Consider the following 26,568-nt stretch of genomic DNA (forward strand, 5'->3'; position numbering starts at 1 on the left):
GCTCCACCCCTCCATTCTCCCTTGTTTCAGACCCTCTGACCGAGCGCTTTGCAGCCTGGCCAAAGGGGTGCGTTGCTTCGGCTGCGGTTTTTCTCTTGCTGCCGAGTGCCGTTTGGGCACAAACCCCATCGGTCGCGCCAGCCACCACCGATCTGGGTCAGGTCGAGATCCGCAGCACCCGCAACAACGACACAGAGGCGCGGCGCGAGTCCACCGCCTCCAAGATCGTGATCGGGCGTGAGGAGATCGACAAGCAAGGCGATGCGACCTTGGGCGAGGTGCTCAAGCGCTTGCCCGGTGTGACGGTGCAAGGTGCACCGGGCCGAGGTGGCGCCATCCGCATGCGCGGCTTGGGCAATGGCTACACCCAGATCTTGCTGGATGGTGAACGCATGCCGCCAGGGTTTTCTGTTGACTCCTTGACCCCTGAGCAGGTTGAAAGAATTGAAATTCTGCGCGCACCGACGGCCGAAACCGGGGCGCGGGCCATTGCGGGCACGATCAACATCGTGCTGCGCGAGGGGCAAAAAGCCAACCCGGATGACTTGAAGCTCACCCGCAGCCAGGAGCATGGACAAGGCTCCAACCAGCTCAATTGGGTGCACAACCTCCAAACCGAACCGGTGAGCGGCACCTTCACTTTGTCGGCGATGGACAGTCGGCGTGCCGACGAAAGCGTGACCGAAATCCTCTCCACTTACCGGGACCCACAGGAGCGCATGTCGGAGTCGGTGGGCCATCGGCAGGGTGTGCACGCCAACGCCCGTTTGCAGTGGAAAGGCGAGCAGGGCAAAAGCCTGACCTTGACCCCTTTTGTTGTTTATTCCGAATATTCGGCCCAGGGGCGCATCGATGCCCGGCGGTTGACCTCTGCCGCCATCACCGACACCGCGCTGACAGACAACCAAAGCCGTTACGCTGCGGCCCGTTTGAACGGCCAGTGGAGTCAGCGCTTGTCAGCCGATGACCGTCTGGAAGTGCGTTTTGGGCTGGGGCAGTCCAAGTACGACCAGCACATCACCCAGACTGCCGTCAGCAGCACCGGGCTTTTGTCCGGCGCCGTGGATGCGCAACGCTTCACTGACCGCAGCACCAGCCTGAATGGCAAATGGACCCGTGTGCTCCAGAATGGCCACCAGTGGGTCAGTGGCTTGGAGCATGAAGGTGTGCGCCGAGTGGAAGAGGCCAGCGCCGGTGCGGGTGATGACAGCGGCAACTTGCACGCTCGCACGGCACGTTGGGCGGCGTACACCCAGGACGAGTTCAAGATCAACCCGAACTGGTCGGCTTATGCCGGCGTTCGCTACGAAAGCATCTTGACCGAGGCCCAAGTGAGCGAGGCCCTCAAAAGCAACAAGAGCCAGGTATGGACACCTTTGCTGCACGCCTTGTGGAAACCCGATCCGGCCAAACGCGACCAATTCCGCATGAGCCTGACGCGCAGCTACAAGACGCCCACGCTCTACAACCTGGTGGCACCGCTGCGGTATTCGCGTGACTATCCTGTTTCGGGCAACAACGTGCCAACACAACCCGACCGCGTGGGCAATCCCGATTTGCGGCCCGAGTTGGCAACCGGCATTGACCTCGGTTTTGAGCGCTATCTGGAAGGCGGCGGTGTGCTCAGCGCAAACGTGTTTCATCGCAACATCAAGGACTTGATCCGGTACCAGACCCGTCTGCAGACGGTACCTTGGTCTGCCCAACAGCGCTGGGTCTCCACCCCCTTGAACGTAGGCGACGCCGTCACCCAAGGCATTGAGCTGGAAGCCAAGTTCCGCCTGAACCAGGCTTGGGCTGAGGCCTGGCCGGTGGACATCCGCAGCAACATCAGCTTCTTTCGCTCGAAGGTGAAAGATGTGCCCGGCCCCGACAACCGCCTGGACCAGCAGCCCGACATGACCGCCAACCTGGGCGCGGATTACCGCTTGCGCGGCTTGCCCTTGACCTTGGGGGGCAATGTCAACTGGAACCCCGATTACGACACCCGTCGCAGCCAGGATCAGTTCTCTTATCAGGGCATCAAGCGCGTGGTCGATGTGTATGGCCTGTGGCGTTTCTCTTCGGCCACGGCCTTGCGTTTGACGGTCAGCAACCTGCTGCCGCGCGATTATTTGACGGCAACCACCTTCAACAACGGCGCTCAGAGCGAGACTGCCCGGACTACCGACCACAATTGGCGCAACATCCAGCTGCGTCTGGAAATGAAAATCTAAAAAGGAGACACCCATGCCCATCAAAGACGCCGCCTGGCACGACCGCATGTACAACAACCGGGCCTTGGTGCCTGACTTTGCCGAACACTTCGCGCATTGGAAGAATGCCTCGGTTCAAGCGCGAGAGACGCTCAAGCCCTTGCTGGACGTGCCTTATGGCAATGGGCCCAATGAAACGCTGGACATCTTTCCGGCCGCAAAAGCCAATGCGCCCGTGGTGATCTTCATCCACGGCGGTTATTGGCGCAGCCTGGACAAATCGGACCACTCCTTTGTGGCCCCTGCGCTGCGCGACATGGGCGCTTGCGTGGTGGTGGTCAATTACGCCTTGTGCCCCGGCACCGAGGCGCAAGCAGTCACGGTGCCCGACATCGCCTTGCAAATGGCCCACGCCACCGCCTGGGTCTGGCGGCACATTGCCGCGCACGGCGGTGACCGCAGCAACATCACCGTGATCGGCCATTCGGCGGGTGGCCATTTGGCGGCCATGCTGCTGGCGTGCGACTGGAAGAAGCTGGGCCGTGATTTGCCCTCGGGCTTGGTGCGCAAAGCTTTGTCGATCTCGGGTCTGTTTGACTTGGAGCCTGTGCGCAAGACGCCTTTTGTGCAGGGCGATTTGCGCCTCACCCCGGCCCATGTGCGCATGGCCAGCCCGGCCAAATGGCAGCGTCCCCGCAAAGGCGTGCTTTACACGGTGGTGGGGGGCGATGAGAGTGCTGAGTTTTTGCGGCACAACCGCTTGATTCACCAGGCTTGGGGGCCCAAGACCGTGCCGATTTGTGAAGCCTTGCCCGGCTTGAACCACTTCAGTGTGGTGACCGAGCTGACGCGCACGGGCTCTCGCCTGAACACGCTGGCGCAGACCTTGATTCAGCAGAAATCGGCCTGAGCAGACGTGTTTCGTTTGGCCGCAGGGGCGGCCTCCCACACACTGACCATGCCTTAAGTGAGAGCTGTGCCTCTGTGGGAGCGAGCCCCTGCTCGCGAATGCAGTCTGAGGTACAGCAAGCATTCGGCCGCAGGGGCGGCCTCCCACAAAAATGCATGCCAGAAAAGGGTTCTGGCTGTCAGGCTTTAGGCCGGTAAAAACCGCTCCACCAGCAGCGACCAAAACGCCGAGCCAACGGCCACGTTCTTGTCGTTGAAGTCATAGCCCGGGTTGTGCACCATGCAAGCGCCGTGGCCATCGCCCGAGCCATCGCCGTTACCGATCAGCAAATAGCTGCCGGGCACTTCTTCGAGCATGAAGGCGAAGTCTTCGCTGCCGTTCAGGGCGCGGCCCTGGCGCACCACTTTGTCGGCACCCACCAGCTCTTCGGCCACGGTACGGGCAAAGTCAGTCTCGGCCAGGTGGTTCACCAGCACGGGGTAGCCGCGTTTGTAGTCGACTTCGGCTGTGACGCCATAGCTTTGGGCCTGTGCATGGACCAGCTCGGTGATGCGCTGTTCGAGCAGGATGCGCACATCGCGGTCGAGTGAGCGCACGCTCAGTTTGAGTGTGGCGGTCTGCGGGATGACGTTGTTGGCCACCCCGGCGTTGAACGCGCCCACGGTGATGATGGCCATTTGCTGCGGGTCGATGTTGCGCGCCACGATGCTTTGCAGTCCCATGACGATGGCCGAGCCAGCCACCACCGGGTCAGCGGCCACATGCGGCATGGCACCATGCCCGCCTTTGCCGTGCAGGGTGATGGTCACGTTGTCAGAAGACGCCATGGCCGAGCCATCGCGCAAGACCAGGTGGCCTTGCGGGTGGCTGGGCATGTTGTGCATGGCAAAGATGGCGTTGCACGGGAACTGCTTGAACAGGCCGTCCTCCATCATCTTTTTCGCGCCGCCCAGGCCTTCTTCGGCCGGCTGAAAAATCAGGTTGACCGTGCCCGAGAACTCGCCTTTTTGGGCAATGTGCTTGGCCGCTGCCAGCAGCATGGCGGTGTGACCGTCATGGCCGCAGGCGTGCATGATGCCCACGTTGCAGCTGGCATAGGGCAGGCCGGTGGCTTCGTCGATGGGCAGGGCGTCCATGTCGGCGCGGATGCCGATGCTTTTGCTGCCCGTGCCCTTTTTGATCTGGCCCACCAGACCCGTGCCGCCCAAGCCGCGCGTGACCTGGTAACCCCAAGCGCTCAGTTGCTCGGCCACCAGGTCGCTGGTGCGGTACTCCTTGTAGCCCATTTCGGGGTGCTTGTGGATGTCGCGGCGCACCGCGATGAACTCATCCGCCTGCGCATGCAGGGCTTGCAGTTTATTGTGCAGAAAAGCTTCGCTGGGGGCGTTCATGGACGTGCCTTTTCGATTACTGGGGTTGCAGGTTAATGGATTTGGCAATGCCCCGGAATTGGGCCGTACCCTCGGTGTAGACCTTGCTCAGCTCACTCAATGGCAAAGGCTTGGCGACCAGCAGGCTGTTGAGATCCAGCCCGTTGCGCACGCCCGAGTCGTTCAATGTCTCGGTGATGGCTTTGTGCAAGGTTTGCACCACGGCTTCAGGGGTGTCTTTCTTGACGAAGTAGCCTGTCCAGATGTTGAAATCAAAGTTCTTGAGCTGTTTGCTTTCGGTGATGGCTTGGTACTGCTTGACACCCTCCAGCCGTTCTTTGTTCAGCATGGCCAGGATCTTGATCTTGCCGCTGTCAGCGAGTTGCTGATAGCTCTTGCCATAGACCGTGATGAAGATGTCCACCTGGCCACCGATCAGGTCCTGGTTGGCTGGTGCACCGCCTTTGTAGGGCACATGTGTCATGGGGATGCCCGTGACTTTGGACAATTGTTCGCCCAAGAGGTGATAGAACGAACCAGGGCCTACGCTGGCATAGGTCAGTGGTTTGCCTGCGGCGGCTTCCTTACGGGCGTAGGTGAGCAGTTCGTCCACTGTGTTGGCGGGCAGGTTGGGGCGTGCATAAATGGCCATTTGCGCTGCACCGATCATCTGTACCAAGCGGAAGTCTTCGCTCTTGAACTTGACTGCCGCGTTGGCCAGTGGCGACAGGATCAACTCATTGGGTGAGCCCTGGAACAGGTAGTAGCCGTCCGATGGGGACGACAGCACTTTTTGTGCAGCGATGGCTCCGCTGACGCCACCCAGGTTTTCTACGATCACGGGCTGGTTCAAATGTTTGGCCAACGGAACGTTGACCAAGCGCGCTAGCACGTCCGACACGCCGCCTGCGGGGTAGGGCACCATCAGGCTCACGGGCTTGGTAGGGAAAGTTTGGGCCAGAGTGCCTTGGGTCAGAACCAAACCGGTCAGGCTGGCTGCGATCAGGCGTTTCAAAAGGCGGGAAGTTTGCATGTCAAAGTCTCCTAATTTGTTGTGATGAAGGCCATCACAGCCCACAAGAAGCATATTAAAAACCACCTTTCGATCTGTCCAATGAATTATTTTCCTGATTTTCATTCTTAAAATGAATAAATGAATCTCAAGCACCTGTCACATTGGCTGGCCTTGGCCGAGACTGGATCTTTCAGCCGGGCCGCAGAAAAGCTGCACATCACCCAGTCGGCGCTCAGCCGCAGCATTCAGGTGCTGGAGGAAGAACTGGGCGGGCCATTGGTGGACCGCATCGGCAAAAAGAACGAGCTGACCCCGCTGGGGCTGTCTGTGCTGGAGCGGGCTCGGCGCATCGTGCATGAGGCGCAAGAACTCAAGCAAGGTGCAGCTTTGTTGCAAGAAGGAGGTTTGGGCAGTTTGCGGGTGGGTTTGGGTTCAGGGCCTGGCGCCATGCTGATGACGCCTTGGCTGTGCCACATGGCAGAGCACCATCCGACGGTGCATGTGTCCGTGTCGCGCGGACCGACCGAGTTGCAGCTGTTGCAGTTGCGAGAGCGCCAGCTGGATGCGCTGGTGGTGGATGTGCGGCGTGTGGTGATCGCACCCGATCTGAGCATCGAACACATTGCAGAGATGCGCGCCGGATTTTTGTGCCGCCAGGGGCACCCGATTTTGGCCCGGCATAGTGGACAGGTGCCGTTTGATTCGCTGCTGGATTACCCGGTGGCCTCAACCCCGCTGTCCCAAGAGGTGGCCCGGATCATGGTGGACCACTTCGGTCCCCGGGCCAACCCGGCGCAGTTGACCACGGTGCAGTGCGAAGAAATCTCCAGCCTGATCGATGTGGTGCGCCAGACCAATGCCATTTTTCTGGGTATTGTGGGTGCAGCGCGACAGGGGTTGGCCGATGGCTCCCTGGTCGAGTTGGCCATGGACCCGCCGTTTCGCGGTGGAGCACGCTTGGCCCTCATCACGCTGGCGGGCCGGACCGAGCTGCCCGTGATGGCTGTTTTTCGGGAATTTGTGTCGAGTCAATTGATCGATTGAAGGGCTGGTAAATATCATGCAAGAGTGGCTGGGACCGATGGGGGTGGTTTTGCTGGGCTACAGCGTGCTGGGTCTGACGGGCTTTGGCTCGGCGCTGGTCATCGTGCCGCTCTTGGCGTGGCAGTGGCCCTTGCCCGAGGTGGTGGCGCTGACTTTGTTGATGGATGTGCCCGCGTCGGCATTTCACAGCGGCCTGAACTGGCGTCAGGTGCAGTGGCATGAGTTGGGGCGTTTGGTGCCCGGGCTGGTGGCGGGCACCTTGGCGGGCTTGTGGCTTTTGCCGCATTTGCACGCGCGCTGGCCACTGTTGCTGCTGGGCTTGTATGTGGCGGGCGTGGGCGTCAATGCGCTGCGCCCGGCGGCTCAGCGCAGAGGTCTGCCTGCGCCTATCTGGGCGCATCCGGTGGGCACGGCCATTGGCTTGGTGGAAATGTTGTTTGGCACCGCGGGGCCGCTCGTGGTGGCCTGGCTGAGCCGCCGTGTGGCCGATGTGCAGCACATGCGCGCCAGCACACCCATGATCATCACCGTGGCGGCCAGCACCGTGTTGGTGGGCATGGCTTGGGAGGGGCGTTTGAGCAGTGACTTGCTCTGGCAACGCTGGCTGGTGTTGATCGGTATGGCCCTGATCGGCGTGTGGTTGGGGCACCGCGTGGCGCACCGGGTGCCGGTAGCGCGTTTGCGCCAGAGCATTTGTGCCTTGCTGGTGGTCAGCGGCATGATGCTCGCGCTGCGGGCCTTGCGCTGAACGCCCCACCTTTGCCATGACAAAAAAGGGGAGCCCATGGGCTCCCCTATCTGCGAACGCGGCAATGGGTTCACATCAGCAGGTGTTCACCCGCGTTGTCGCCGCCCAGGGTCACGTAATTGACCTTGCGGATGTCCATCAGCTTGGTGCCACCGGCGTAGCTGATCGAGCTTTGCACGTCCTGCTCCATCTCAATCAGCGTGTTGGCCAGCTTGCCCTTGATGGGTTCGAGGATGCGCTTGCCTTCCACGTGCTTGTACTCGCCCTTGTTGAAGTCAGACGCCGAGCCGTAGTACTCCTTGAACATCTCGCCATCGACCTCGACGGTCTTGCCGGGCGACTCTTCGTGGCCGGCAAAGAGTGAGCCGATCATGACCATGCTCGCGCCAAAGCGCACGCTCTTGGCGATGTCGCCGTGGCTGCGGATGCCGCCGTCGGCAATGATCGGCTTGGTCGCCACGCGGGCGCACCACTTGAGGGCCGACAGCTGCCAGCCGCCCGTGCCAAAACCGGTTTTGAGCTTGGTGATGCAGACCTTGCCAGGACCCACGCCCACTTTGGTCGCGTCAGCGCCCCAGTTTTCCAGGTCGATCACGGCTTCGGGCGTGGCCACGTTGCCCGCGATGATGAAGCTGGCGGGCAGTTTGCCCTTGATGTAGCCGATCATGTCGCGCACGCTGTCGGCATGGCCGTGGGCGATGTCGATGGTGATGTATTCGGGCACCAGGCCCTCGGCGGCCAGCTGGTCCACCGTGGCGCGGTCGGGGGCCTTGACGCCCAGCGAGATCGAGGCGTAAACGCCCTTGGCGTGCATGTCGCGCACAAACTGGACATTGTCCAGGTCAAAACGGTGCATCACGTAGAAGTAGTCGTTTTGTGCCATCCACAGGCAGATCGACTCGTCGACCACCGTTTTCATGTTGGCAGGCACCACCGGCAGGCGGAACTTGCGGCCACCCAGCTCGACGCCCGCGTCGCACTCGGAACGGCTTTCCACGCGGCATTTGCGTGGCAGCAACAGGATGTTGTCGTAATCAAAAATTTCCATGAGAAAACCAAGCTCCAAAAAAGGATTCGTTGAAAGAACGAGTGAGCGCTTGGCCTGGCCGGTTTTCTGGCCCCTGTGGTGAACCCGTTGCAGGTTCAGGGCAAAAAAAACCGGGCGCAAGAATCTTGGGCCCGGTGTCTGATTCTACCCGCATTGTCTGACGGCACTCAGACGGACGTTTTTTTCTGCGGTAACTTCCTACAATCTCCCCCTATGCTGTCTGACACCTCCTCGAACACTTCTTCCCCCTTGCTCGCCCAGCTCAATGAAGAGCAATACCGTGCGGTGGCCCTGCCGCCCGAGCATGCGCTGATCCTGGCCGGGGCCGGGTCGGGCAAGACGCGGGTGTTGACCACGCGCATCGCCTGGCTCTTGCAGACCTCGCAGGTCTCGCCCGGCGGTATTTTGGCGGTGACCTTCACCAACAAGGCCGCCAAGGAGATGAAGCTGCGCTTGCAGGCCATGCTGCCCGTCAACGTGAACGCCATGTGGATTGGCACCTTTCATGGCCTGTGCAACCGGTTTTTGCGGGCGCATTACCAGCTGGCGGGTTTGCCGCAGACGTTTCAGATTCTGGACACGCAAGACCAGCTCTCGGCCATCAAGCGGCTGTGCAAGCAGTTCAATGTGGACGAAGACCGCTTTCCGCCCAAGCAGGTGCAGTATTTCATTGCCGGTTGCAAGGAAGACGGTCAGCGCCCCGGTGATGTGCCGGTGCGCGACGACGAGACCCGCCGCAAGGTGGAGCTGTACCAGTTGTACGAAGAGCAATGCCTGCGCGAAGGCGTGGTGGATTTTGGCGAACTGATGCTGCGCTCTTATGAATTGCTGCGCGACAACGTGCATGTGCGTGAGCATTACCGCTGCCGCTTTCGCCACATCCTGGTGGACGAGTTCCAAGACACCAACAAGCTGCAATACGCCTGGCTCAAGCAGCTGGCGGGTTTGCCGGGTGAGGGCGGTGAATGTGCCATCTTGGCCGTGGGCGACGACGACCAGAGCATTTACGCCTTTCGGGGCGCGCGCGTGGGCAACATGGCCGATTTTGTGCGCGAGTTCCAGGTCAAGCACCAGATCAAGCTGGAGCAGAACTACCGAAGTTACAGCAACATCCTCGACTCGGCCAACCACCTGATCAGCCACAACAAAACGCGTTTGGGTAAAACCCTGCGCACCGACCAGGGCGCGGGCGAGCCGGTGCGCGTGGTCGAGCAGACCAGTGACTTTGCCGAGGCCCAGTGGCTGGTCGACGAGCTGCGCAATCTGGTCAAGCAAGACGGTTTCGAGCGCAAGGAAATCGCGCTGCTGTACCGCAGCAACGCCCAGAGCCGGGTGCTCGAAACCGCGCTGTTCAATGCCGGGTTCCCGTACCGCGTGTATGGCGGTCTGCGCTTTTTTGAACGGGCCGAGATCAAACACGCGCTGGCCTATTTGCGCCTGATGGAGAACCCCAACGACGACACCAGCTTTTTGCGGGTGGTCAACTTTCCGCCGCGTGGCATCGGGGCCCGCAGCATTGAACAGTTGCAAGACGCGGCCCGCGCCGCAGGCTGCTCATTGCACGATGCCGTGAGCGCCACCACGGGCAAGGCCGGGGCCAATCTGGCCGCGTTTGTGGCCATGGTCGATGTTCTGCGCGAGCAGACTGAAGGGCTGACGCTGCGCGAAATCATTGACCTGGTGTTGGACAAGACCGGCTTGGTCAACCACTACCGCGCCGAAAAAGAAGGTGCCGACCGGGTGGAGAACTTGGAGGAATTGGTCAACGCGGCCGAGAGCTTTGTCACGCAAGAAGGCTTTGGGCGCAGCGCGGTGGCCATGCCGCAAGCCTTGTCGCAAAGCCCCGCCAGCCAAGGCTTGAGCGGTTCGGGCAGTGCTGACTTGGGCACCATTGACGAATTCAGCGAAGACGGCGTGATCATGAGCCCGCTGGCTGCGTTCCTCACGCACGCCTCTTTGGAAGCAGGCGACAACCAGGCGCAAGCAGGGGAAGACGCGGTGCAGCTCATGACCGTGCACGCCAGCAAGGGTTTGGAGTTTGATGCGGTGTTCATCACCGGGCTGGAAGAGGGCCTGTTCCCGCATGAGAACTCGATGAACGACTTTGACGGCCTCGAAGAAGAGCGCCGCCTGATGTATGTGGCCATCACCCGCGCCCGCAAGCGCCTTTACCTGAGCCATTCACAAACGCGCATGTTGCACGGCCAGACCCGCTACAACCTCAAAAGCCGCTTTCTGGACGAGCTGCCCGAGGAGTGCCTCAAATGGATCACGCCCAAACAGGCCGGGTTTGCCAATCTGGGCTCAGGTGGCGGTTATGGCGGTGCGTCCGCAGGTGGGGGCGGCAGTGGTTCTGGTGGCGGTTGGGGCCAGACCCCTGCACAAAGCCGCCACGCCCGTCCGGCCTGGGGCCAAAGCAGCCTGAGCACCGAGACCTACAAAAGCCCGCCAGTGCCGGTGCAAAAGGCCGAGCCCGAGCACGGCATCAGCGCAGGCAAAAACGTGTTCCACACCAAGTTTGGCGAGGGCAAAGTTCTGGCTGTTGAAGGCGTGGGCGCCGATGCCCGGGCACAGGTCAATTTTCCGCGCCATGGTGTGAAATGGCTGGCGCTGAGCGTGGCCAAGCTGACCGTGGTTTGAAATTTTGGTTGCGAGTTCTTTCCCTGTGGGAGGCCGCCCCTGCGGCCGAATGCTCGTCGGCCATGGTCACCATTCGCGAGCAGGGGCTCGCTCTCACAAAGACCTGTGACGTGGACGAATGAGGCCGCGACTGAACGACAATTACCCCATTGATAACCTGGAAACGCTTTATGAAAATCACCAAAGACACCGTTGTCACCATGCACCACAAAGTGGTGAACGCGCAGGGCCAGTTGCTGGACAAGACGCAAGAGCCCACCGCTTACCTGCACGGTGGCTATGACAACACCTTCCCCAAAATCGAAGAAGCGCTGGAAGGCCAGGAAGTGGGCTTTACCACCACCTTGAAGCTGGCTCCGGCCGATGCCTTTGGCGAGCGCGACGAGGCGCTGGTGCAGACCATCTCCAAAAAGGATTTCCCACCTGGTGTCAAAGTGGGTGGCCAGCTGCGTGGCCGCTCTGACGATGGCCAAGAGCAGGTCTTCAATGTGGTCAAGATCAAGGGCGATCAAGTCATTCTGGACGCCAACCACCCCTGGGCTGGGCAGCACCTGACCCTGACCTTGACGGTGCAGGAAGTGCGTGCCGCTTCGGCCGAAGAAATCACCCACCGCCACGCGCACGGCGCGCATGGCCACCACCACTGAGCAGGCCATGTCGGAGCTGAAGCGCTGACCTACCGGCGGCTTGTTGACCGGTAGGTCGGTGGCTTCAGCCCCGACACTGCATCCAGAGTCACCCAAACAAAAGGGGCAGTCCTTGCGGACTGCCCCTTTGTCGTTGTAACGGCTTGAGTGTTGGCTCAGTGACCGCCGCCCAGGTAGGCCGCTTTCACGGCCGGGTCGGTCTTCAGGCGTTCGGCATCGCCGTGCACTGAAATGCGGCCGTTTTCCAGCACGTAGCCATAGTCGGCCACGTTCAGTGCCGCAGCCGCGAACTGTTCGACCAGCAGCATGGTCACGCCTTGCTCTTTCAGGCGGCTGATGATCTTGAAGACCTCTTCCACCAGAATCGGCGCCAGACCCATCGACGGCTCGTCCAGCAGGACCACTTCGGGGTTCAGCATCACGGCGCGGGCCATGGCCAGCATTTGCTGCTCACCGCCCGACAAGGTGCCGGCCAGTTGGTTGCGGCGCTCTTTGAGGCGGGGGAACAGGTCCATCGCACGGTCCAGGTCACCGGCCACATCGCCTTTGGGGCGGCTGCCGGTCAGGCGCGGAAACGCGCCCAGCGTCAGGTTGTCGGTCACTGTCATGGTGGCGAACACGCGGCGGCCTTCGGGCGAGTGGGCCAGGCCCAACTTGGCGATGTGGTACGACTCCATGCCGTCGATGCGCTTGCCGTTCAGCGTGATCTCGCCCGCAGTGGGCTGGATCATGCCGGAGATGGCGCGCATGGTGGTGGTCTTGCCAGCGCCGTTGGAGCCGATCAGGGTCACCACTTTGCCTTTGGGCACCTCGATGCTGATGCCATGCAGGACGTGCACCTTGCCGTAGCCTGCTTCCAGATTTTTGATACTCAACATGTCTTGATACTCCAATCGGCCATCAGGTGGCTGTGCCGCCGAGATAGGCTTCGATGACCTTCTCGTTGGCTTGAACTTCTGCGGGCACACCTTCGGCAATCTTCTGGCCGAAGTCCAGCACCGAGACGGTGTCGCAAATGCTCATGACCACGTCCATGTGGTGCTCGATCAGGATCACGGTGATGCCGTGGTCGCGGATCTTGCGGATGATCTGCACCAACTCCTTGATGTCGGGGGCGGTCAAGCCAGCCGCAGGCTCGTCGAGCAACAGCAGTTGTGGGTCCAACGCCAAGGCGCGGGCAATTTCCAAGAGGCGCTGCTTGCCATAAGGCAGGTTGCGTGCTTCTTCGTTGGCCAGCTCGGCCAGACCTACAAAGTGCAAGAGGCTCATGCCGCGCTCGGTGGCGGACTTTTCTTCTTTGTTGTAGCGCGGCGTGTGCAGCGCCACATCGAGGAAGTTGCTCTTGAAGGTGTGGTGCAAGCCGACCTGCACGTTTTGCAAGGCGGTCATCTCGCCAAACAATTGCACGTTCTGGAAGGTGCGGGCGATGCCGGACAAGGCGATGTCAGACGAGGTGCGTCCCACCACCGAGCGGCCTGCAAAAGCGATGTCACCGGCTGTGGGCACGTAAATGCCGGTCAGCACGTTCATCATGGTGCTCTTGCCCGAGCCGTTGGGGCCGATCAAACCGTGGATCGTGCCGCGTTTGATGTTCAGGTCCACCTGGTTGATGGCTTTGAGGCCACCAAACTGCATCAGCACTTGCTTGGCCACCAGCAAATCGCCGTTGCCGTTTTCAGTGGCGTTGACCAAAGCACCTTGCTGGTTTTTGCCAGCTTCCAGATCAATCACGTTGTCTGAATTGGCAGTCTTGCCCATCAGGCTGCGGGCAAAGCCGACGATGCCGTCTTGCAGGTAGTACACGACAAACAGGATCATCAAACCGAAAATCGACAGACGCCAGTCGGTGATGTTGTCCAGCCAGAACGAGAACGCGGCCAGCGCAGCAGTGCCGACCACCGGCACGAACATGGTTTGCCAGGTGGTGCGGCGGCGGACGATGCAAATCACGGCACCCAACAGCATCAACACCGCCAAACCGCTGGCGACCATGCGGAAGGCTTCCAGATCGTCCAGCAGCTTGGGCAGCAACACGATGATGGTGGCGCCCAGCATGGCGCCCAGACGGGTCTTGCGGCCGCCCATGATGATGGCCAACAAGAACATCACGGTCAGTTCGTTGTTGTAGGTGTTGGGCGAAATGTATTGCTCGGAATACGCATACAGGCAACCGGCCAGACCGGCGAAACCGGCGCTGATCACGAAGGCATAGACCTTGTAGCGGTAGACCGAGACGCCCATGCAGTCAGACGCCACGGGGCTGCCGCGCAGCGCTTCAAAGGCGCGGCCTAGCTGAGAGCGCAGCACGCGGTGCACCAACAACAGCGACAAGGCCAGCATCACGCAGACCACCCAGTAAAACGACTCTTCGGTGAACTTGTAGCCGGCCACTGTGGGCTTGGGGATCTTCAAACCCATGGGGCCTTCGGTCAGGAAGGTCATTTCGTTGATCAGGATCTGGATGATCGTGCCGAACGCCAGCGTGACCATGGCCAGATAAGGCCCGGACACCCGCAGCGCAGGCAAGGCCAGGATCGCGCCAAATACGGCAGTGACCGCGATGCTGGCGGGCAGGATGACCCAAAACGGCGCACCAACCTTGAGGAACAGCACGCCTGCGGTGTAAGCGCCAATGCCGAACAGACCGGCATGGCCCAGCGAGACCTGACCGGTGTAGCCGACCACGATGTCCAGACCGAACAACAAGATCGCGTAGATCATGATGGTCTCGACCAGGTGGATGTAGTAGGGGTTGTGCGTGAAAACAGGCACGAGGCACAAGGCGATGAAGCCCAGCACGGAAGCAATGAAGTATTTGCGATTCATCATCAGACCTTCTTAATCGCAGATTTACCAAACAAGCCAGCGGGCTTGACAGCCAGCACCAGCAAAAGAAGAACCAGACCGGGCACATCCTTGTAGCCGGTGGACAGGTAAAAGCCCGTGGTGGTTTCGGCAATGCCCAAAATGATGCCGCCCACGATGATGCCCATGCCGCTGGTCAGGCCGCCAATGATGGCGACCGCAAAGGCCTTGAGACCCAGCACCGCGCCCATGGTGGCACCCGTCAGAGTCAGCGGGGCAATCAGCATGCCCGCAAACGAAGCGGTCAGTGAGGACAGGGCATACGAGAAGGTGATTACCAGACCGGTGTTGATGCCCATCAGTTTGGCGGCATCGCGGTCATTGAAGGTGGCGACCACGGCTTTGCCGTAAATCGTCTTGCGGTTGAAGAACTCGACCGCCAGCATCATCAGCAAAGCGCCGCCAATGACCAGCAGTTCCATGGGCAGCACGTTGGCACCCAAAATTTTCAGGGGCGATTCAGGCAGGGGCGATGGGAATTTCAGATCGTCGCGGCCCCAGATGTTTTCAGCCACGTTTTTGAAGATGATGCCCAGCGCGATGGTGGACATGATCCAGCCAAATTCGCTTTTGATCTTGATGGCGGGACGCACACCGATGCGTTCGACCAATGCGCCTTGAAACAAGCCAAAGACGCCAACCAGCGGAATCGCCAGCCAATAGTTCATGCCCAGGCGGTCGACCAATGTCAAGGCGACCAATGCGCCCAGCATCAGGGCTTCGCCCTGGCCGAAGTTCAAGGTGTCGGACGTGGCAAAAGTCAGCTGGTAGCCAAAGGCAATGACCGCATAGATCATGCCCAGCGCGATACCGCTGTAAACAAGTTGAAGCAGGATTTCCATAAGGGGACTCAGGAGGTAAGAAGTGAAAAGCTAAGGCACAGAAAAAAACACCGTATCCGCGTGAGCGAATACGGTGTGTGGAAGTTCACAAATTACTTCTTGGCGGGCTGCTTGGCAGCAGCCTCTTTCTTGGCTGCTTTGGTGCGGATGTCAGCGCCTTTTTTGCTGTCTTCTTCATAGGCGTAAACCACACGGCTGCCTTTGACTTCACCAAACACCGGAATGTTGGCGGTGATGGCTTCGTGGTCGTCGTGGGTGAAAGGCTTGTCATACGTGGTGACCACGCCTTCGACCTTGGTTTGCAGGTTTTCCAGGGCTTCGCGGATCTTCACGCCGTCGGTGCTGCCCGCTTGCTTGATGGCAGCGGCCAACAGGTAAACCGAGTCATAACCTTGAGCTGCCGACACAGGCGAGTCGATGCGGTTGTTTTTGGGCTTGAAGGTCTTCAGGTAGCCGTCGATGAAGGCTTTGCGCTTGACGGTGTTGGCTTCCTGGATGAAGGTTTGCGGCATGCGTGCGCCTTCGCCGCCAGGGCCTGCGTTGTCAATGAAGTTGGCCATCGACAAAGTCCAGCTGCCGACCATGGGCACTTTCCAGCCCAGTTTGGTCATGCCGTTGGCGATTTGTGCCAACTCTGGGCCAATCGCGTAGGTCAGGATCGCTTCAGCGCCGGCTTCTTTGGCCTTGAGCAACTGGGCGGTCATGTCCACATCCTTGATGTTGAACTTTTCAACCGCCACAGCCTTCACGCCTTTGGCGGTCAGGGCTTTTTCCAGGTCTTCGCGACCCAGTTGGCCGTAGTTGGTCGAGTCGGCCAGGATGGCGACTTTCTTGAAGCCACGGCGACCGATGGCTTCTTCCACGATCATGGGCGCCTGGATGCTGTCGTGCGCGGCGTTGCGGAAGATGTAGTTGTCTGGGAACTCAGGGGCCTTGAACTGCTGGGTCACGATGGAGCCGGTGGCCACGTTGTTGAAGACGGGGATCTTGGCTTCTTGGTAAAAACGCTGCGAAGCCAGGGCCACGCCGGTGTTGATGAAGCCCAAAGTGGCGACCACTTTTTCTTTGTTGATCAGTTCTTGGGCGATTTGCACGCCACGCTCGTTTTTGGCTTCGTCGTCACGTTCGACAGCTTGCAGCTGACGGCCCAACACGCCACCGGCTTTGTTGATTTCGCTGATGGCCAGTTTGACGCCATCACGCATGCTCACGCCCATGGACGAAGAACCGCCGGTGTAAGGGCCGGTCACGCCGACTTTGATGGGGTCTGCGGCAAAAGCCAGACCGGTGGTCAGCATCAGGGATGCGAGGAGGGTCAAGTGGGTGCGACGTTGCATGTAGAAATCTCCAGATGGATTGAGAAATCTGCCGCAGCCAAGGGTTTTCGAAAATTCCTCGACCAGCAACAGAACTTGCGCTGGTCATTATGTTGGACACTAGGGATGCTATTGGTTAGCGTGAACCCTTGGGTGGCGGGTTTTGGCGTGAATTAAATTGCGGTGGATGCAAAAAATAATTCAAAGAGGGTCTGCATCGGGCCTGGCCGTGGGGGTAAAACAGCTTTGAACCGTAAACAACATCGATGTGAAGAACATCGCGGTCACCATCAAGGCCATGGGCATGAGGATGGCCATCATCAGTTGGGGATCACCCAGCAAGCTGGCCACGAGCAATGCCAAGATGCCTGAGCCGGTGAAAATACCGATCCAGACCAGCACATAGACCGAGAACGCCTTCAGGTTGCGCCAGCAGGCGACCAAGCTGAAAAACAGGCTTTTGCCAGCGGGCAGGCCATGCCAATAGACCAAGGCCGGTGCATGCCAGAACATCATGGACACCGGGATGTAAAGCACCATGGACACCCACAAGGCCAGTTGGAACGATTCAGTGTTGACCGTTTCCGGGGTGATGGCTGCGCCCCCGAAATAAACTTTGGCAAAAGTGCCGCCGTCAGCGAGCATGGAAATCAGCATCACGCCCAGAAACAGCACGGCATACCAGCCACCCAGGTGGAGCATGGTTTTGCGTTGAGGCCCTGCTTTCAATGCCACAAACAAAATACCGGGCATGGGAAATTGGCCTTGCGTGGCTGTTTGCGTGGCCGCCATCATGCCCAGCGTCAGCGCTGGCAGCGCGATCAAAGCCAAAGCACCGCCGATGAAGGGCACCAAGGACAGCACCGACACGGTCGCCATGAACAGGAAAAACAAGCCAGACATGGCCAGTGGCTGACGCCAGAACGTGCGCACGCCTTGAATGGCCCAGTGCAGGCCGGTGCGGGCGGGAACAATTTGCAGGTTCATGGGGTCAGACGAGGGCAGAGGCCAGGACAGGGTGGTCTACGCGGCCACGCAACACGCGTTCGAAGTGCGTGGGGTCGTGGGGCTTGAGCATGGAAGCTTCGCGGGGCAGATGGTAGTCCCACAGCCTTGAAATCCAGAAACGCAAAGCCCCTGCGCGCAAAAGGGCAGGCAGCAATTCGCGTTCTGCGGCACCCAAGGGGCGCACCAGGTTGTAGGCGTTCAGCATGGCCTGGGCGCGTTCGCCATCGTGCACGCCCGTAGGCAAGTCAATGCACCAGTCGTTCAGGCAGACCGCTAGGTCAAACAGCCAGGTGTCCACACCCGCGAAATAGAAATCGAAGAAGCCGGTCAGCTGCTCACCGTCGAACATCACGTTGTCGCGGAACAGATCAGCGTGCACCGGGCCACGGGGCAAGGCGGCATAGGCGGCGCTGGCCGCCATGTGGTTTTGATAAGCCAGTTCGCTGCGCAGCAGGGCGGCTTGGGCTTCATCCATGTAAGGCAGGACCACGGGCACCGTCTCGTTCCACCAGGGCAGGCCGCGCAAGTTGGGTTGGTTGCGGTTGTAGTCGGCCCCGGCCAGGTGCATGCGCGCCAGCATGTAGCCCACAGCAGCAGCGTGCACGACTTGTGGCTGCAACTGGCTCTTGCCTGCCAGCTTGTTGACGACAGCGGCGGGTTTGCCCGCCACGGTGTGAAGGACGTCGCCATCGCGGTTGGCCGCCGGGTCGGGCACCGGAATGCCGCGCCCGGCCAGGTGCTTCATGAGGTACAGGTAAAACGGCAGCTGTTCGTGAGTCAAGCGCTCGAACAGGGTGAGCACGTACTCACCTTGGTCTGTGGTGGCGAAGTAGTTGGTGTTTTCAATGCCACCTTCGATGCCGCGCAAAGCGGTGAGCTGGCCCAGGTTCAGGGCTTGCATCAGGTCATTGGCCTGGGCTTCGGTGACTTCGGTGAATACCGCCATGGTTGCAATCGGTGGGCCTGCAGGGTGGCCCGTATAGAAATGAAGCTGAGATTGTAGGTGGCGGCATGGCCGGGCTGACGTGGGCGGTTCATGGCGAGCGTGTTAACTTCTGCCGCTTCATGCTGACCTCAAACAGGAGTTACCCATGTCCGATAGCAATTCCGACCGCAATTCCGATCGCACAATTCGCCTGCACCGGGTGCTGAAAGCCTCGCCCGAGAAGGTTTACCGCGCATTTCTGGACGCCGAGGCGATGGCCAAATGGCTGCCGCCTTATGGTTTCACCTGCAAAGTGCACCACCTGGAGCCGCGTGTGGGTGGCACGTTCCGCATGTCGTTTCACAATTTTTCGACGGGCAACGGCCATTCGTTTGGTGGCGAGTACCTGGAACTGGTGCCCAACGCGTTGATTCGCTACACGGACCAGTTCGATGACCCGAACTTGCCGGGCGTGCTCGAAGTGACCGTGGCCCTGAAGCCCGTGCTGTGCGGCACCGAGGTCAGCATTTCGCAGGCGGGCATTCCGGACGTGATTCCGCTGGAGATGTGCTACCTGGGCTGGCAGGAGTCGCTGGCGCAGCTGGCCAACCTGGTGGAGCCCGATATTCCGGGTTGACCGTGCCATCCAGCCTGACCGGGTAGGGAGGGGTGGGCCGTGCACAATCGGGGGATGAGCGAAAACACCCCTGACACCGCCCCTGCCACCACACCCGTCACCGCAGCCGACAGCGCCCCAGTCAAACCCAGCTTGCTGCTGGTCGACGGCTCCAGCTACCTGTACCGCGCCTTCCATGCCATGCCCGATTTGCGGGCCGTGCCGGGCGATCCGACCAGCCCCGCCACCGGGGCGATCCGCGGCATGATCAACATGATGGAGCGGCTGCGCAAGGATGTGCCTGCCGTCTATGCCGCCTGCGTGTTCGACGCCAAGGGCCCGACTTTCCGCGACGAGATGTACCCCGAGTACAAGGCCCACCGCAGCCCCATGCCCGACGACCTGCGCAGCCAAATCGAGCCGATCCACGAACTGGTGCGCCTGATGGGCTGGACGGTGCTGGACGTGCCCGGTGTCGAGGCAGACGACGTGATCGCCACCTTGGCCCACACCGCCGCCCAGCAGGGCATCGAGGTGACGGTGTCGAGCGGCGACAAGGACTTGAGCCAGCTGGTCAACGAACACATCACCATCATCGACACGATGAACGGCAAGGTGCGCGATGTGGCGGGTGTGACCGAAGAGTTCGGCGTGCCGCCCTCGCTGATGATCGACTACCAGACCCTGGTGGGCGACCCGGTGGACAACGTGCCCGGCGTGCACAAGGTCGGCCCCAAGACGGCGGCCAAGTGGCTGCTCGAATACGGCTCGCTCGACAACTTGATGGCACACGCCCACGAGATCAAGGGCGTGGCGGGCGAAAACCTGCGCCAGGCGGTGGACTGGCTGCCCAAGGGCCGGGCGCTCGTGACCATGAAAACCGATTGCGATCTGAACGGCTGGGTGCCGGATTTGCCATCGCTCGCCAGCCTGCACCTGCACGCGCCCGACAAGGACAAGCTGCTCAATTTTTACCAGACCTACGGCTTCAAGGGCCTGGTGCAGTCGCTGGGCGGGGCCATGCCTGCGCCTGCGGCCAAGGCCAAAGTGAGCAAGCCCAAAGACACCGGCATGGGCGATTTGTTTGGTGGCTCCGAAGACGACGAAGCCCCGGCATTGCCCGTGCTGGACAACGCCGCCAGCGCGGTGCAAGGCGATCTGAAATACGACACCGTCCTCGACTGGGCCGCGTTCGACACCTGGCTGGCCCGGATCGAGCAAGCACCGCTCACCGCCATCGACACCGAAACGACCTCGCTGGACGCCATGCGTGCCGAGATCGTGGGCATATCGCTGAGCGTCACACCCGGCGAGGCGGCCTACATTCCGCTGGCGCACAACGGCCCGGGCGCGCCCGAGCAGCTGCCGTTGGCAGACGTCTTGGCCAAGCTCAAGCCCTGGCTCGAAAACCCGGCCCGCCACAAGCTGGGCCAGAACATCAAATACGACCGCCATGTGTTCGCGAACCACGGCATCGAGGTGCAGGGCTACGCTCACGACACCATGCTGGAGAGCTATGTGCTTGAAGTGCACAAGCCGCACGGGTTGAGCAGTTTGGCCGAGCGCCATGTGGGCCGCCGGGGCGTGACCTATGAGGACTTGTGCGGCAAGGGCGCGCACCAGATCCCGTTTGCGCAGGTCGATGTGGACAAGGCCGCGCATTATTCGTGCGAAGACTCGGACCAGTGCCTGGACGTGCATTTTGCCCTGTGGCCGCAGATTGAAGCGCATGCGGGCCTCAAGTTTGTGTACGACTTGGAGATCGCCACCAGCGAAGCGCTGTACCGCATCGAGCGCAATGGCGTGCTGATCGACGCGCCCACGTTGGCCGCGCAAAGCCAGGCGCTGGGCGAGCGCATTGTGCAGCTCGAAACCGAGGCTTACGAGATCGCCGGGCAGCCCTTCAACCTGGCCAGCCCCAAGCAGCTGGGCGAAATCTTTTTTGACAAACTGGGCCTGCCGGTGGTCAAGAAAACCGCCACCGGGGCCCGCAGCACCGACGAAGAGGTGCTGGAAAAACTGGCCGAGGACTACCCGCTGCCCGCCCGCATCCTGGAGCACCGGAGCCTGTCCAAGCTCAAAGGCACCTACACCGACAAGCTGGCGCAGCTGGCCCTGCCGCGCACGGGCCGTGTGCACACCAACTACGCGCAGGCCGTGGCCGTCACGGGCCGCCTGTCGAGCAACGAGCCCAATTTGCAAAACATCCCGGTGCGCACCGCCGAGGGCCGCAAGGTGCGTGAGGCCTTTGTGGCCCCCGCAGGCTGCGTGATCGCCAGCGCCGACTACAGCCAGATCGAGCTGCGCATCATGGCGCACCTGAGCGACGACGCGGCCTTGCTCAAAGCCTTCCACGAAGGGCTGGACGTGCACAAAGCCACGGCGGCCGAGGTGTTTGGCGCGACGCCCGACACGGTGAGCAGCGAGCAGCGCCGTTACGCCAAGACCATCAACTTCGGCCTGATCTACGGCATGAGTGCCTTTGGTCTGGCCAAGGCACTGGGCATCGACAACACCGCGGCCAAAAACTACATCACCCGCTACTTCGAGCGCTTTGCGGGGGTCAAGCACTACATGGACAGCACCCGCGAACAGGCCAAGGCGCAGGGCTATGTGGAGACCGTGTTTGGCCGCCGCCTGATGCTGCCCGAGATCAACAGCCCCAATGGCCCGCGCCGCGCCGGTGCCGAGCGCGCCGCCATCAACGCGCCCATGCAGGGCACGGCCGCTGACCTGATCAAGCTGAGCATGGTCGCGGTGCAAAAGGCGCTCGACGAACAAGGCAAGGCCACCAAGGTCATCATGCAGGTGCACGACGAACTGGTGTTTGAAGTGCCCGAATCAGAAGTTGAGTGGGTGCGCACCGAGGTGCCGCGCATCATGGCGGGCGTGGCCGATCTGAAAGTGCCTTTGCTGGCCGAAGTGGGCTTTGGGCCCAACTGGGAACAGGCGCACTGAGCGTCAAGAGCCTTCTTGCCAGGGCACATGCTTGTGCATGATGGCGGCGAACATTTCGGAGGCTTCAAACGCGGTCAGCCAAGCTGCCAAAGCGCCCCAAGGCTGCGCCGCAAACCAGTCGGGGTCGGTGTGGGCGAACTGCCGCACAAAGGGGGCGATGGCGGCATCTGGCAGGCCCAACTGCCCGCCCGCCAAAAAGGGCCGCTCCTGTAAGCGGGCATCGAGGGTGCGCAGCCAGACCGCCGCCGCATCCCGGTCGGCCAAGCCGCTGTCCAGACCTGAGCGGTTGGGGTATTTGTAGCGGTCCAGCTGCTGCTTGAAAGGCCCGTCGTTGTGCGCGATCAGGGCCAGCACATCGGCCATGCCCGCATCGGACTCGGGCAGCCAGTCTTGCGGGTCGTGCTGGCGCAGGGCCCACAGCATGATGTCCAGGCTTTGTTCCAGCACCTGCCTATCGCCTGCGGCGGGCAACCACAAGACCGGCACCGTGCCTTTGGGCGACAGGGCCAGCAGGTGGGCGGGTTTGTTTTTGAGCACCACTTCGCGGTGCTCGTGCGCCACGCCGCTGGCGTGCAGGGCCAGGCGCGCCCGCATGGCGTAGGGGCAGCGGCGAAACGAATACAAAACAGGCAGTGCGGGCAGCTTGGACATGGCCGGAGTCTAAAGGCCTGGCGCGGCACCGGGTCGCAAAGGCCCTGCGCCGGGCAGCATGCAGGCGCTTGTGCCAAGATGACAACCCCTTTCATGCGATGAATTTGGAGATGGCCTTGAACAACGATCTGATTTCCGATGCCCAGGCTTTGCTGGGCGGCCGCATCACCGATGCGGGCACCACGCGCCGCGTGGCTTTGAAGGCTGCTTTGGGCGTGGGTTATGCGGCCGCAGCCGCGCCGCTGATGGCCCAGACCGCCATCCAGACCCCGGCGGACGGGCTGGTGTCGGGGCCGGTCACCATCGACGTGAATGGTTTCAAAATGCCCGCTTACCGCAGCGCGCCCGCAGGCCAAACCGGTTTGCCGGTGGTGCTGGTGATTTCCGAGATTTTCGGGGTGCATGAATACGTGGCCGATGTGACGCGCCGCCTGGCCCGCGCGGGCTACATGGCCGTGGCCCCTGAACTGTTCGTGCGCCAGGGCGATGCCAAGGCTTACACCGACATCGGCAAGCTGCAGGCCGAAGTGATCACCAAGGTGCCCGATGCCCAGGTCATGGCCGACCTGGACGCCACGGTGGCCTGGGCTGCGGCCAACGGCGGCAACACCGGTAAATTGGCCATCACCGGTTTTTGCTGGGGCGGGCGCATCGTGTGGCTGTATGCCGCGCACCAGCCGAAGGTCAAAGCCGGTGTGGCTTGGTACGGTCGCCTGTTGGGCAACGCCTCGGCCCTGACCCCCAGCCACCCGGTGGACTTGACGGGCCAGCTCAAGGCCCCCGTGCTGGGTTTGTATGGCGCAGCCGACACGGGCATTTCGCTGGAAAGCGTTGATAAGATGAAAGCCGCACTCGCGCAAGGCACGGCGGCGGCCAAAACCAGTGAGTTTGTGGTTTATCCTGAGGCTCCACACGCGTTTCATGCCGACTACCGCCCGAGCTTCCGCAAGGCGGCCGCAGAAGACGGCTGGCAGCGCTTGCTGGCGTGGCTGAAAAGCCATGGAGTGGCCTGATTTTTGAATGCAACAACCGCCCTTTGGGGCGTGAGTTATGAAAAACCGCCCTTTGGGGCGGTTTGTTTTGGGGTGCCATGCACGCCGGGAAACATGATGACTTTATTGGCGATTTTGGTAGGGACTTTGGTGGCAGGCATTGGCAGCGTCTGGGTGGCGGCCTGGCTGAGTTTTGGCGTGTTGAGCCGCTACACCCAGCACATGCTCAGTCTGGCGGCCGGGGCCTTGCTGGCCACGTCTTTTTTGCACCTGTTGCCCGAGGCCTTCGAGAGTGAGCTGGAGCCGCACACCTTGTTCATGACCTTGTTGCTGGGTTTGGTGTTTTTCTTTTTGCTCGACAAAGCCGAGCTGTGGCATCACGGGCACGAACACCACCACGGGCACGACCATGCAAACGGGGGGGGGCATGCTCAGGGGCATGACCATGACCGTCACAAAAACCATGTGCACGCCCATGCGCACGCTCACGCTCACGCCGATGCCCATGGTGATCACCACCACAATGCGGATTCCGGCGACCTGCCCCGAGGTCAATGGGCGGTTTTGGCCGGTGACAGCGTGCATTGTTTTGGCGACGGCATTCTGATCGCGTCGGCCTTCATGGCCGATATGCGCCTGGGGGTGATTGCCGCCTTGGCCGTGATGGCGCACGAGGTGCCGCACCACATGGGTGACTTGGCTGTTTTGCGTCAGGGCAGCAGCAGCCGCAAGGCCGCCATCGTCAAGGTCTCCATGGCAGGGGCCATCACAGCGCTTGGCGGTGCCATGGGCTATGTGCTGGTTGATGCCTTGCACGACTGGTTGCCTTACTTCTTGGTGGTGGCCAGCAGCAGCTTCATGTATGTGGCGCTGGCCGACCTGATTCCCCAGTTGCAAAAACGGTTGTCAGCGCGTGAAACCGCATCTCAAATTGTCTGGCTGGCCGTGGGCATGGGCATGGTGGTGCTGGTCAGCACCCTGGCCGGGCACAGCCACTGAAAAAGCGCTTCAGCCCTGGGCGCAGGGCAGGCCCGGGGTGCGGCTCCACTCGCTCCAGCTGCCCGCGTACAGCGCGGTAGGCCCAAAGCCCGCCAGCTCCATGGCGATGATGTTGGGCACGGCGGTCACACCGCTGCCGCAGTGGTGCACCACGCTGCTCGCAGGGCGGCCTGCCAGCACTTGGTCCCATTCGGCTTTGAGTTCGCTGGAACTCTTGAAACGACCATCTTCTGTGAAATTCTCGGTGAAAGGGCGATTGAGTGCCCCGGGAATATGCCCGGCAACCGGGTCCAGCGGCTCGACCTCGCCCCGGTGACGCGCTCCTGCTCGGGCGTCCATGATGGTTTGTGTGGGGCGCCCCAATTGGGCTGAGACCTGTTCGGTCAGCAACAGTTGGCGCAGTGGAGCCTTGAGTTCGAAATGGGCGCTTGAAGCCGGGGTGGCAGCGCCGGATGCCAACGCCCCGCCTGTCGCCTCCCAAGCTTGCAGGCCCCCATCGAGCACAGCCACGGCATCGTGCCCCAGCCATTTGAGCATCCACCACAAACGGCCACAGTAATGGCCTTTGTTGCGGTCATAAGCCACGATTTGCATGCCGTTGTGAATGCCCAGGCTGCCCAACCATTGCGCCACGGTCTCGCGTCGCGGCAGAGGGTGGCGTCCGCCGTTCACAGCCACGCCTGGGGTGTGGGTGCTCAGGTCTTTGTCGAGGTTGGCGGGCAAAGCGCCTGCGATGTGCACCGCCTCAAAAAAAGAGCCCGCCAACTCGGGCTTCATCAGGTCAAAACTGCAGTCGAGCACCGCGCAGGCCGTGCCTTGTTGCTGAAGTTCTTGCAACTCGGCGGGGGTGATGAGCAAGTTGTACATGCGGAGTCTCCGGGGTCAGTGTTCTTCGGCAGGGGCGCTGGGCAGGGTGCGGTTGCGCAAGGCCGTGGCGGCGATGCCGCTGGCGATGATGAGTGCCATCCCCGCCCAGCCAATCAGCGGAATCTGGTCGCCAAACAAGAACAGCCCATAAAGCGCAGCAAACACGATGCCTGAATATTGCAGGTTGGCCACCACCAAGGTGGCGCCTCGGCTGTAGGCCTTGGTCATGCAAAGTTGGCCCAGGGCGGCCAACACGCCAATCGGCAGCAGCCACAAGGCTTCAGGCCAGGTCCAGGCACTGGCGCCCGTGAACAGGATGGCTGCACCCCCTACAACGGTGGTGCCAATCGAGAAGTAAAAAACGGTGCGCGACTCAGGCTCGCCCACTCGGCCCAGTGCGGCCACTTGCATGTAGGCCAGGGCAGCGCCCAAGCCTGACAACAAGCCAATGACGCCTGCAAACAGCTGGTTTTGCTCGATGGTGGGGCGCAAGATCATGACCACACCGCTGAAGCCCGCGATCACGGTCAGGACGATGGGGCCTTGTTTGCCCGCGTCTTGCAAGCGCCCCATGACCAAGGTGCCGCCGATCAAAAAGGCGGCTACCCACACGCCGCTCATGTAGTTGAGCGTCATGGCCGTGGCCAGTGGCAAATGGGCAATGGCATAAAACCAGGCAGACAGCGAGGCCACGCCAATGATGGAGCGCCAGACATGCATCATGGGGATGGCTGTGCGCAGTGACACGTTTTGCACCTTGCACAAGGTGGCCATGAAGGCCATGCCGATCAAGCCTCGATAAAACACCAGCTCAAACGTGTCAAAGTGGGTCGCTGCAAATTTGATGCAAACGCTCATGGTTGCAAAAAAAAGCGACGCCAGAATCATCCACGAGGCTTGCATCGGCGCTTT

Annotated in this window: 22 protein-coding genes; 10 read left to right on the forward strand and 12 right to left on the reverse strand. The window is 61.2% G+C overall.

The features are described from left to right. The first annotated feature begins 95 nt into the window (after positions 1-95). A complete protein-coding gene (locus ACZ5VE_RS03345) occupies positions 96-2,216 on the forward strand; it encodes a TonB-dependent receptor plug domain-containing protein (RefSeq protein WP_464456656.1) in 2,121 nt (706 codons plus the stop codon). A 13-nt stretch (positions 2,217-2,229) separates the two neighbouring features. Further along, on the forward strand, positions 2,230-3,105 hold the full coding sequence (locus tag ACZ5VE_RS03350) for an alpha/beta hydrolase (protein WP_464456657.1): 876 nt from the start codon (positions 2,230-2,232) through the stop codon (positions 3,103-3,105). Positions 3,106-3,290: 185 nt separating this feature from the next. On the opposite strand, the gene ACZ5VE_RS03355 is transcribed toward ACZ5VE_RS03350, so the two are convergent. Both ACZ5VE_RS03355 and ACZ5VE_RS03360 read right to left on the reverse strand, forming a co-directional pair. Continuing rightward, a complete protein-coding gene (locus ACZ5VE_RS03355) occupies positions 3,291-4,496 on the reverse strand; it encodes a M20 aminoacylase family protein (protein ID WP_464456658.1) in 1,206 nt (401 codons plus the stop codon). 16 nt (positions 4,497-4,512) lie between these two features. After that, entirely contained in the window at positions 4,513-5,508 is a 996-nt protein-coding gene (locus ACZ5VE_RS03360; protein ID WP_464456659.1) for a Bug family tripartite tricarboxylate transporter substrate binding protein, read from the reverse strand. 120 nt (positions 5,509-5,628) lie between these two features. Between ACZ5VE_RS03360 and ACZ5VE_RS03365 the strand changes: the two genes are divergently transcribed. Next, the gene (locus ACZ5VE_RS03365; RefSeq protein ID WP_464456660.1) at positions 5,629-6,534 is read left to right on the forward strand and encodes a LysR family transcriptional regulator; all 906 of its coding nucleotides are present in this window, start codon (positions 5,629-5,631) and stop codon (positions 6,532-6,534) included. Positions 6,535-6,550: 16 nt separating this feature from the next. After that, positions 6,551-7,282 carry a sulfite exporter TauE/SafE family protein gene (locus tag ACZ5VE_RS03370; RefSeq protein WP_464456661.1) on the forward strand — a complete coding sequence of 244 codons (732 nt, stop codon included), beginning with the start codon at positions 6,551-6,553 and terminating at the stop codon, positions 7,280-7,282. 70 nt (positions 7,283-7,352) lie between these two features. On the opposite strand, the gene ACZ5VE_RS03375 is transcribed toward ACZ5VE_RS03370, so the two are convergent. Further along, the gene (locus tag ACZ5VE_RS03375; protein WP_464456662.1) at positions 7,353-8,330 is read right to left on the reverse strand and encodes a GMP reductase; all 978 of its coding nucleotides are present in this window, start codon (positions 8,328-8,330) and stop codon (positions 7,353-7,355) included. Between the two features lie 213 nt (positions 8,331-8,543). On the opposite strand from ACZ5VE_RS03375, the gene ACZ5VE_RS03380 reads away from it, so the two are divergent. Both ACZ5VE_RS03380 and ACZ5VE_RS03385 read left to right on the forward strand, forming a co-directional pair. Then, positions 8,544-10,970, forward strand: a complete 2,427-nt coding sequence (locus tag ACZ5VE_RS03380; RefSeq protein ID WP_464456663.1) for a UvrD-helicase domain-containing protein — start codon at positions 8,544-8,546, stop codon at positions 10,968-10,970. A 170-nt stretch (positions 10,971-11,140) separates the two neighbouring features. Then, positions 11,141-11,617, forward strand: coding sequence for an FKBP-type peptidyl-prolyl cis-trans isomerase (locus ACZ5VE_RS03385; protein ID WP_464456664.1), 477 nt, complete (start codon positions 11,141-11,143; stop codon positions 11,615-11,617). A 155-nt stretch (positions 11,618-11,772) separates the two neighbouring features. Here ACZ5VE_RS03385 and ACZ5VE_RS03390 read toward each other — a convergent pair whose 3' ends face one another. From ACZ5VE_RS03390 to ACZ5VE_RS03415, 6 genes are all read right to left on the reverse strand, one after another. Beyond that, positions 11,773-12,495, reverse strand: coding sequence for an ABC transporter ATP-binding protein (locus ACZ5VE_RS03390; RefSeq protein WP_019429602.1), 723 nt, complete (start codon positions 12,493-12,495; stop codon positions 11,773-11,775). A 22-nt stretch (positions 12,496-12,517) separates the two neighbouring features. Continuing rightward, the gene (locus ACZ5VE_RS03395) at positions 12,518-14,443 is read right to left on the reverse strand and encodes a branched-chain amino acid ABC transporter ATP-binding protein/permease (protein ID WP_464457429.1); all 1,926 of its coding nucleotides are present in this window, start codon (positions 14,441-14,443) and stop codon (positions 12,518-12,520) included. 2 nt (positions 14,444-14,445) lie between these two features. After that, positions 14,446-15,324, reverse strand: coding sequence for a branched-chain amino acid ABC transporter permease (locus ACZ5VE_RS03400; RefSeq protein ID WP_019429604.1), 879 nt, complete (start codon positions 15,322-15,324; stop codon positions 14,446-14,448). 92 nt (positions 15,325-15,416) lie between these two features. Next, positions 15,417-16,661 carry an ABC transporter substrate-binding protein gene (locus ACZ5VE_RS03405; RefSeq protein WP_464456665.1) on the reverse strand — a complete coding sequence of 415 codons (1,245 nt, stop codon included), beginning with the start codon at positions 16,659-16,661 and terminating at the stop codon, positions 15,417-15,419. 180 nt (positions 16,662-16,841) lie between these two features. After that, complete coding sequence (locus tag ACZ5VE_RS03410) at positions 16,842-17,627, reverse strand: BPSS1780 family membrane protein (RefSeq protein WP_464456666.1); 786 nt, start codon at positions 17,625-17,627, stop codon at positions 16,842-16,844. 4 nt (positions 17,628-17,631) lie between these two features. Further along, positions 17,632-18,594, reverse strand: coding sequence for a homoserine kinase (locus ACZ5VE_RS03415; protein ID WP_464456667.1), 963 nt, complete (start codon positions 18,592-18,594; stop codon positions 17,632-17,634). Positions 18,595-18,739: 145 nt separating this feature from the next. Between ACZ5VE_RS03415 and ACZ5VE_RS03420 the strand changes: the two genes are divergently transcribed. Further along, positions 18,740-19,210 (forward strand): SRPBCC family protein, encoded by a 471-nt coding sequence (locus tag ACZ5VE_RS03420; RefSeq protein ID WP_464456668.1) that lies wholly within the window; start codon positions 18,740-18,742, stop codon positions 19,208-19,210. 54 nt (positions 19,211-19,264) lie between these two features. Beyond that, complete coding sequence (gene polA / locus ACZ5VE_RS03425) at positions 19,265-22,147, forward strand: DNA polymerase I (protein ID WP_464456669.1); 2,883 nt, start codon at positions 19,265-19,267, stop codon at positions 22,145-22,147. Between the two features lie 3 nt (positions 22,148-22,150). Here polA and ACZ5VE_RS03430 read toward each other — a convergent pair whose 3' ends face one another. Next, positions 22,151-22,798 (reverse strand): glutathione S-transferase, encoded by a 648-nt coding sequence (locus tag ACZ5VE_RS03430; RefSeq protein WP_464456670.1) that lies wholly within the window; start codon positions 22,796-22,798, stop codon positions 22,151-22,153. Positions 22,799-22,908: 110 nt separating this feature from the next. On the opposite strand from ACZ5VE_RS03430, the gene ACZ5VE_RS03435 reads away from it, so the two are divergent. Together ACZ5VE_RS03435 and ACZ5VE_RS03440 are read left to right on the forward strand one after the other, a co-directional pair. Beyond that, complete coding sequence (locus ACZ5VE_RS03435; RefSeq protein WP_464456671.1) at positions 22,909-23,811, forward strand: dienelactone hydrolase family protein; 903 nt, start codon at positions 22,909-22,911, stop codon at positions 23,809-23,811. Positions 23,812-23,907: 96 nt separating this feature from the next. Beyond that, the gene (locus ACZ5VE_RS03440; RefSeq protein WP_464457430.1) at positions 23,908-24,789 is read left to right on the forward strand and encodes a ZIP family metal transporter; all 882 of its coding nucleotides are present in this window, start codon (positions 23,908-23,910) and stop codon (positions 24,787-24,789) included. Between the two features lie 9 nt (positions 24,790-24,798). Here the strand turns inward: ACZ5VE_RS03440 and ACZ5VE_RS03445 are convergent, their stop codons facing one another. Together ACZ5VE_RS03445 and ACZ5VE_RS03450 are read right to left on the reverse strand one after the other, a co-directional pair. Continuing rightward, positions 24,799-25,656: a sulfurtransferase gene (locus ACZ5VE_RS03445; RefSeq protein WP_464456672.1), complete on the reverse strand. Its 858-nt coding sequence runs from the start codon at positions 25,654-25,656 to the stop codon at positions 24,799-24,801. A 15-nt stretch (positions 25,657-25,671) separates the two neighbouring features. After that, a complete protein-coding gene (locus tag ACZ5VE_RS03450) occupies positions 25,672-26,559 on the reverse strand; it encodes a DMT family transporter (protein WP_464456673.1) in 888 nt (295 codons plus the stop codon). Positions 26,560-26,568: the final 9 nt, after the last annotated feature.

Source organism: Limnohabitans sp. INBF003, from assembly GCF_055396645.1.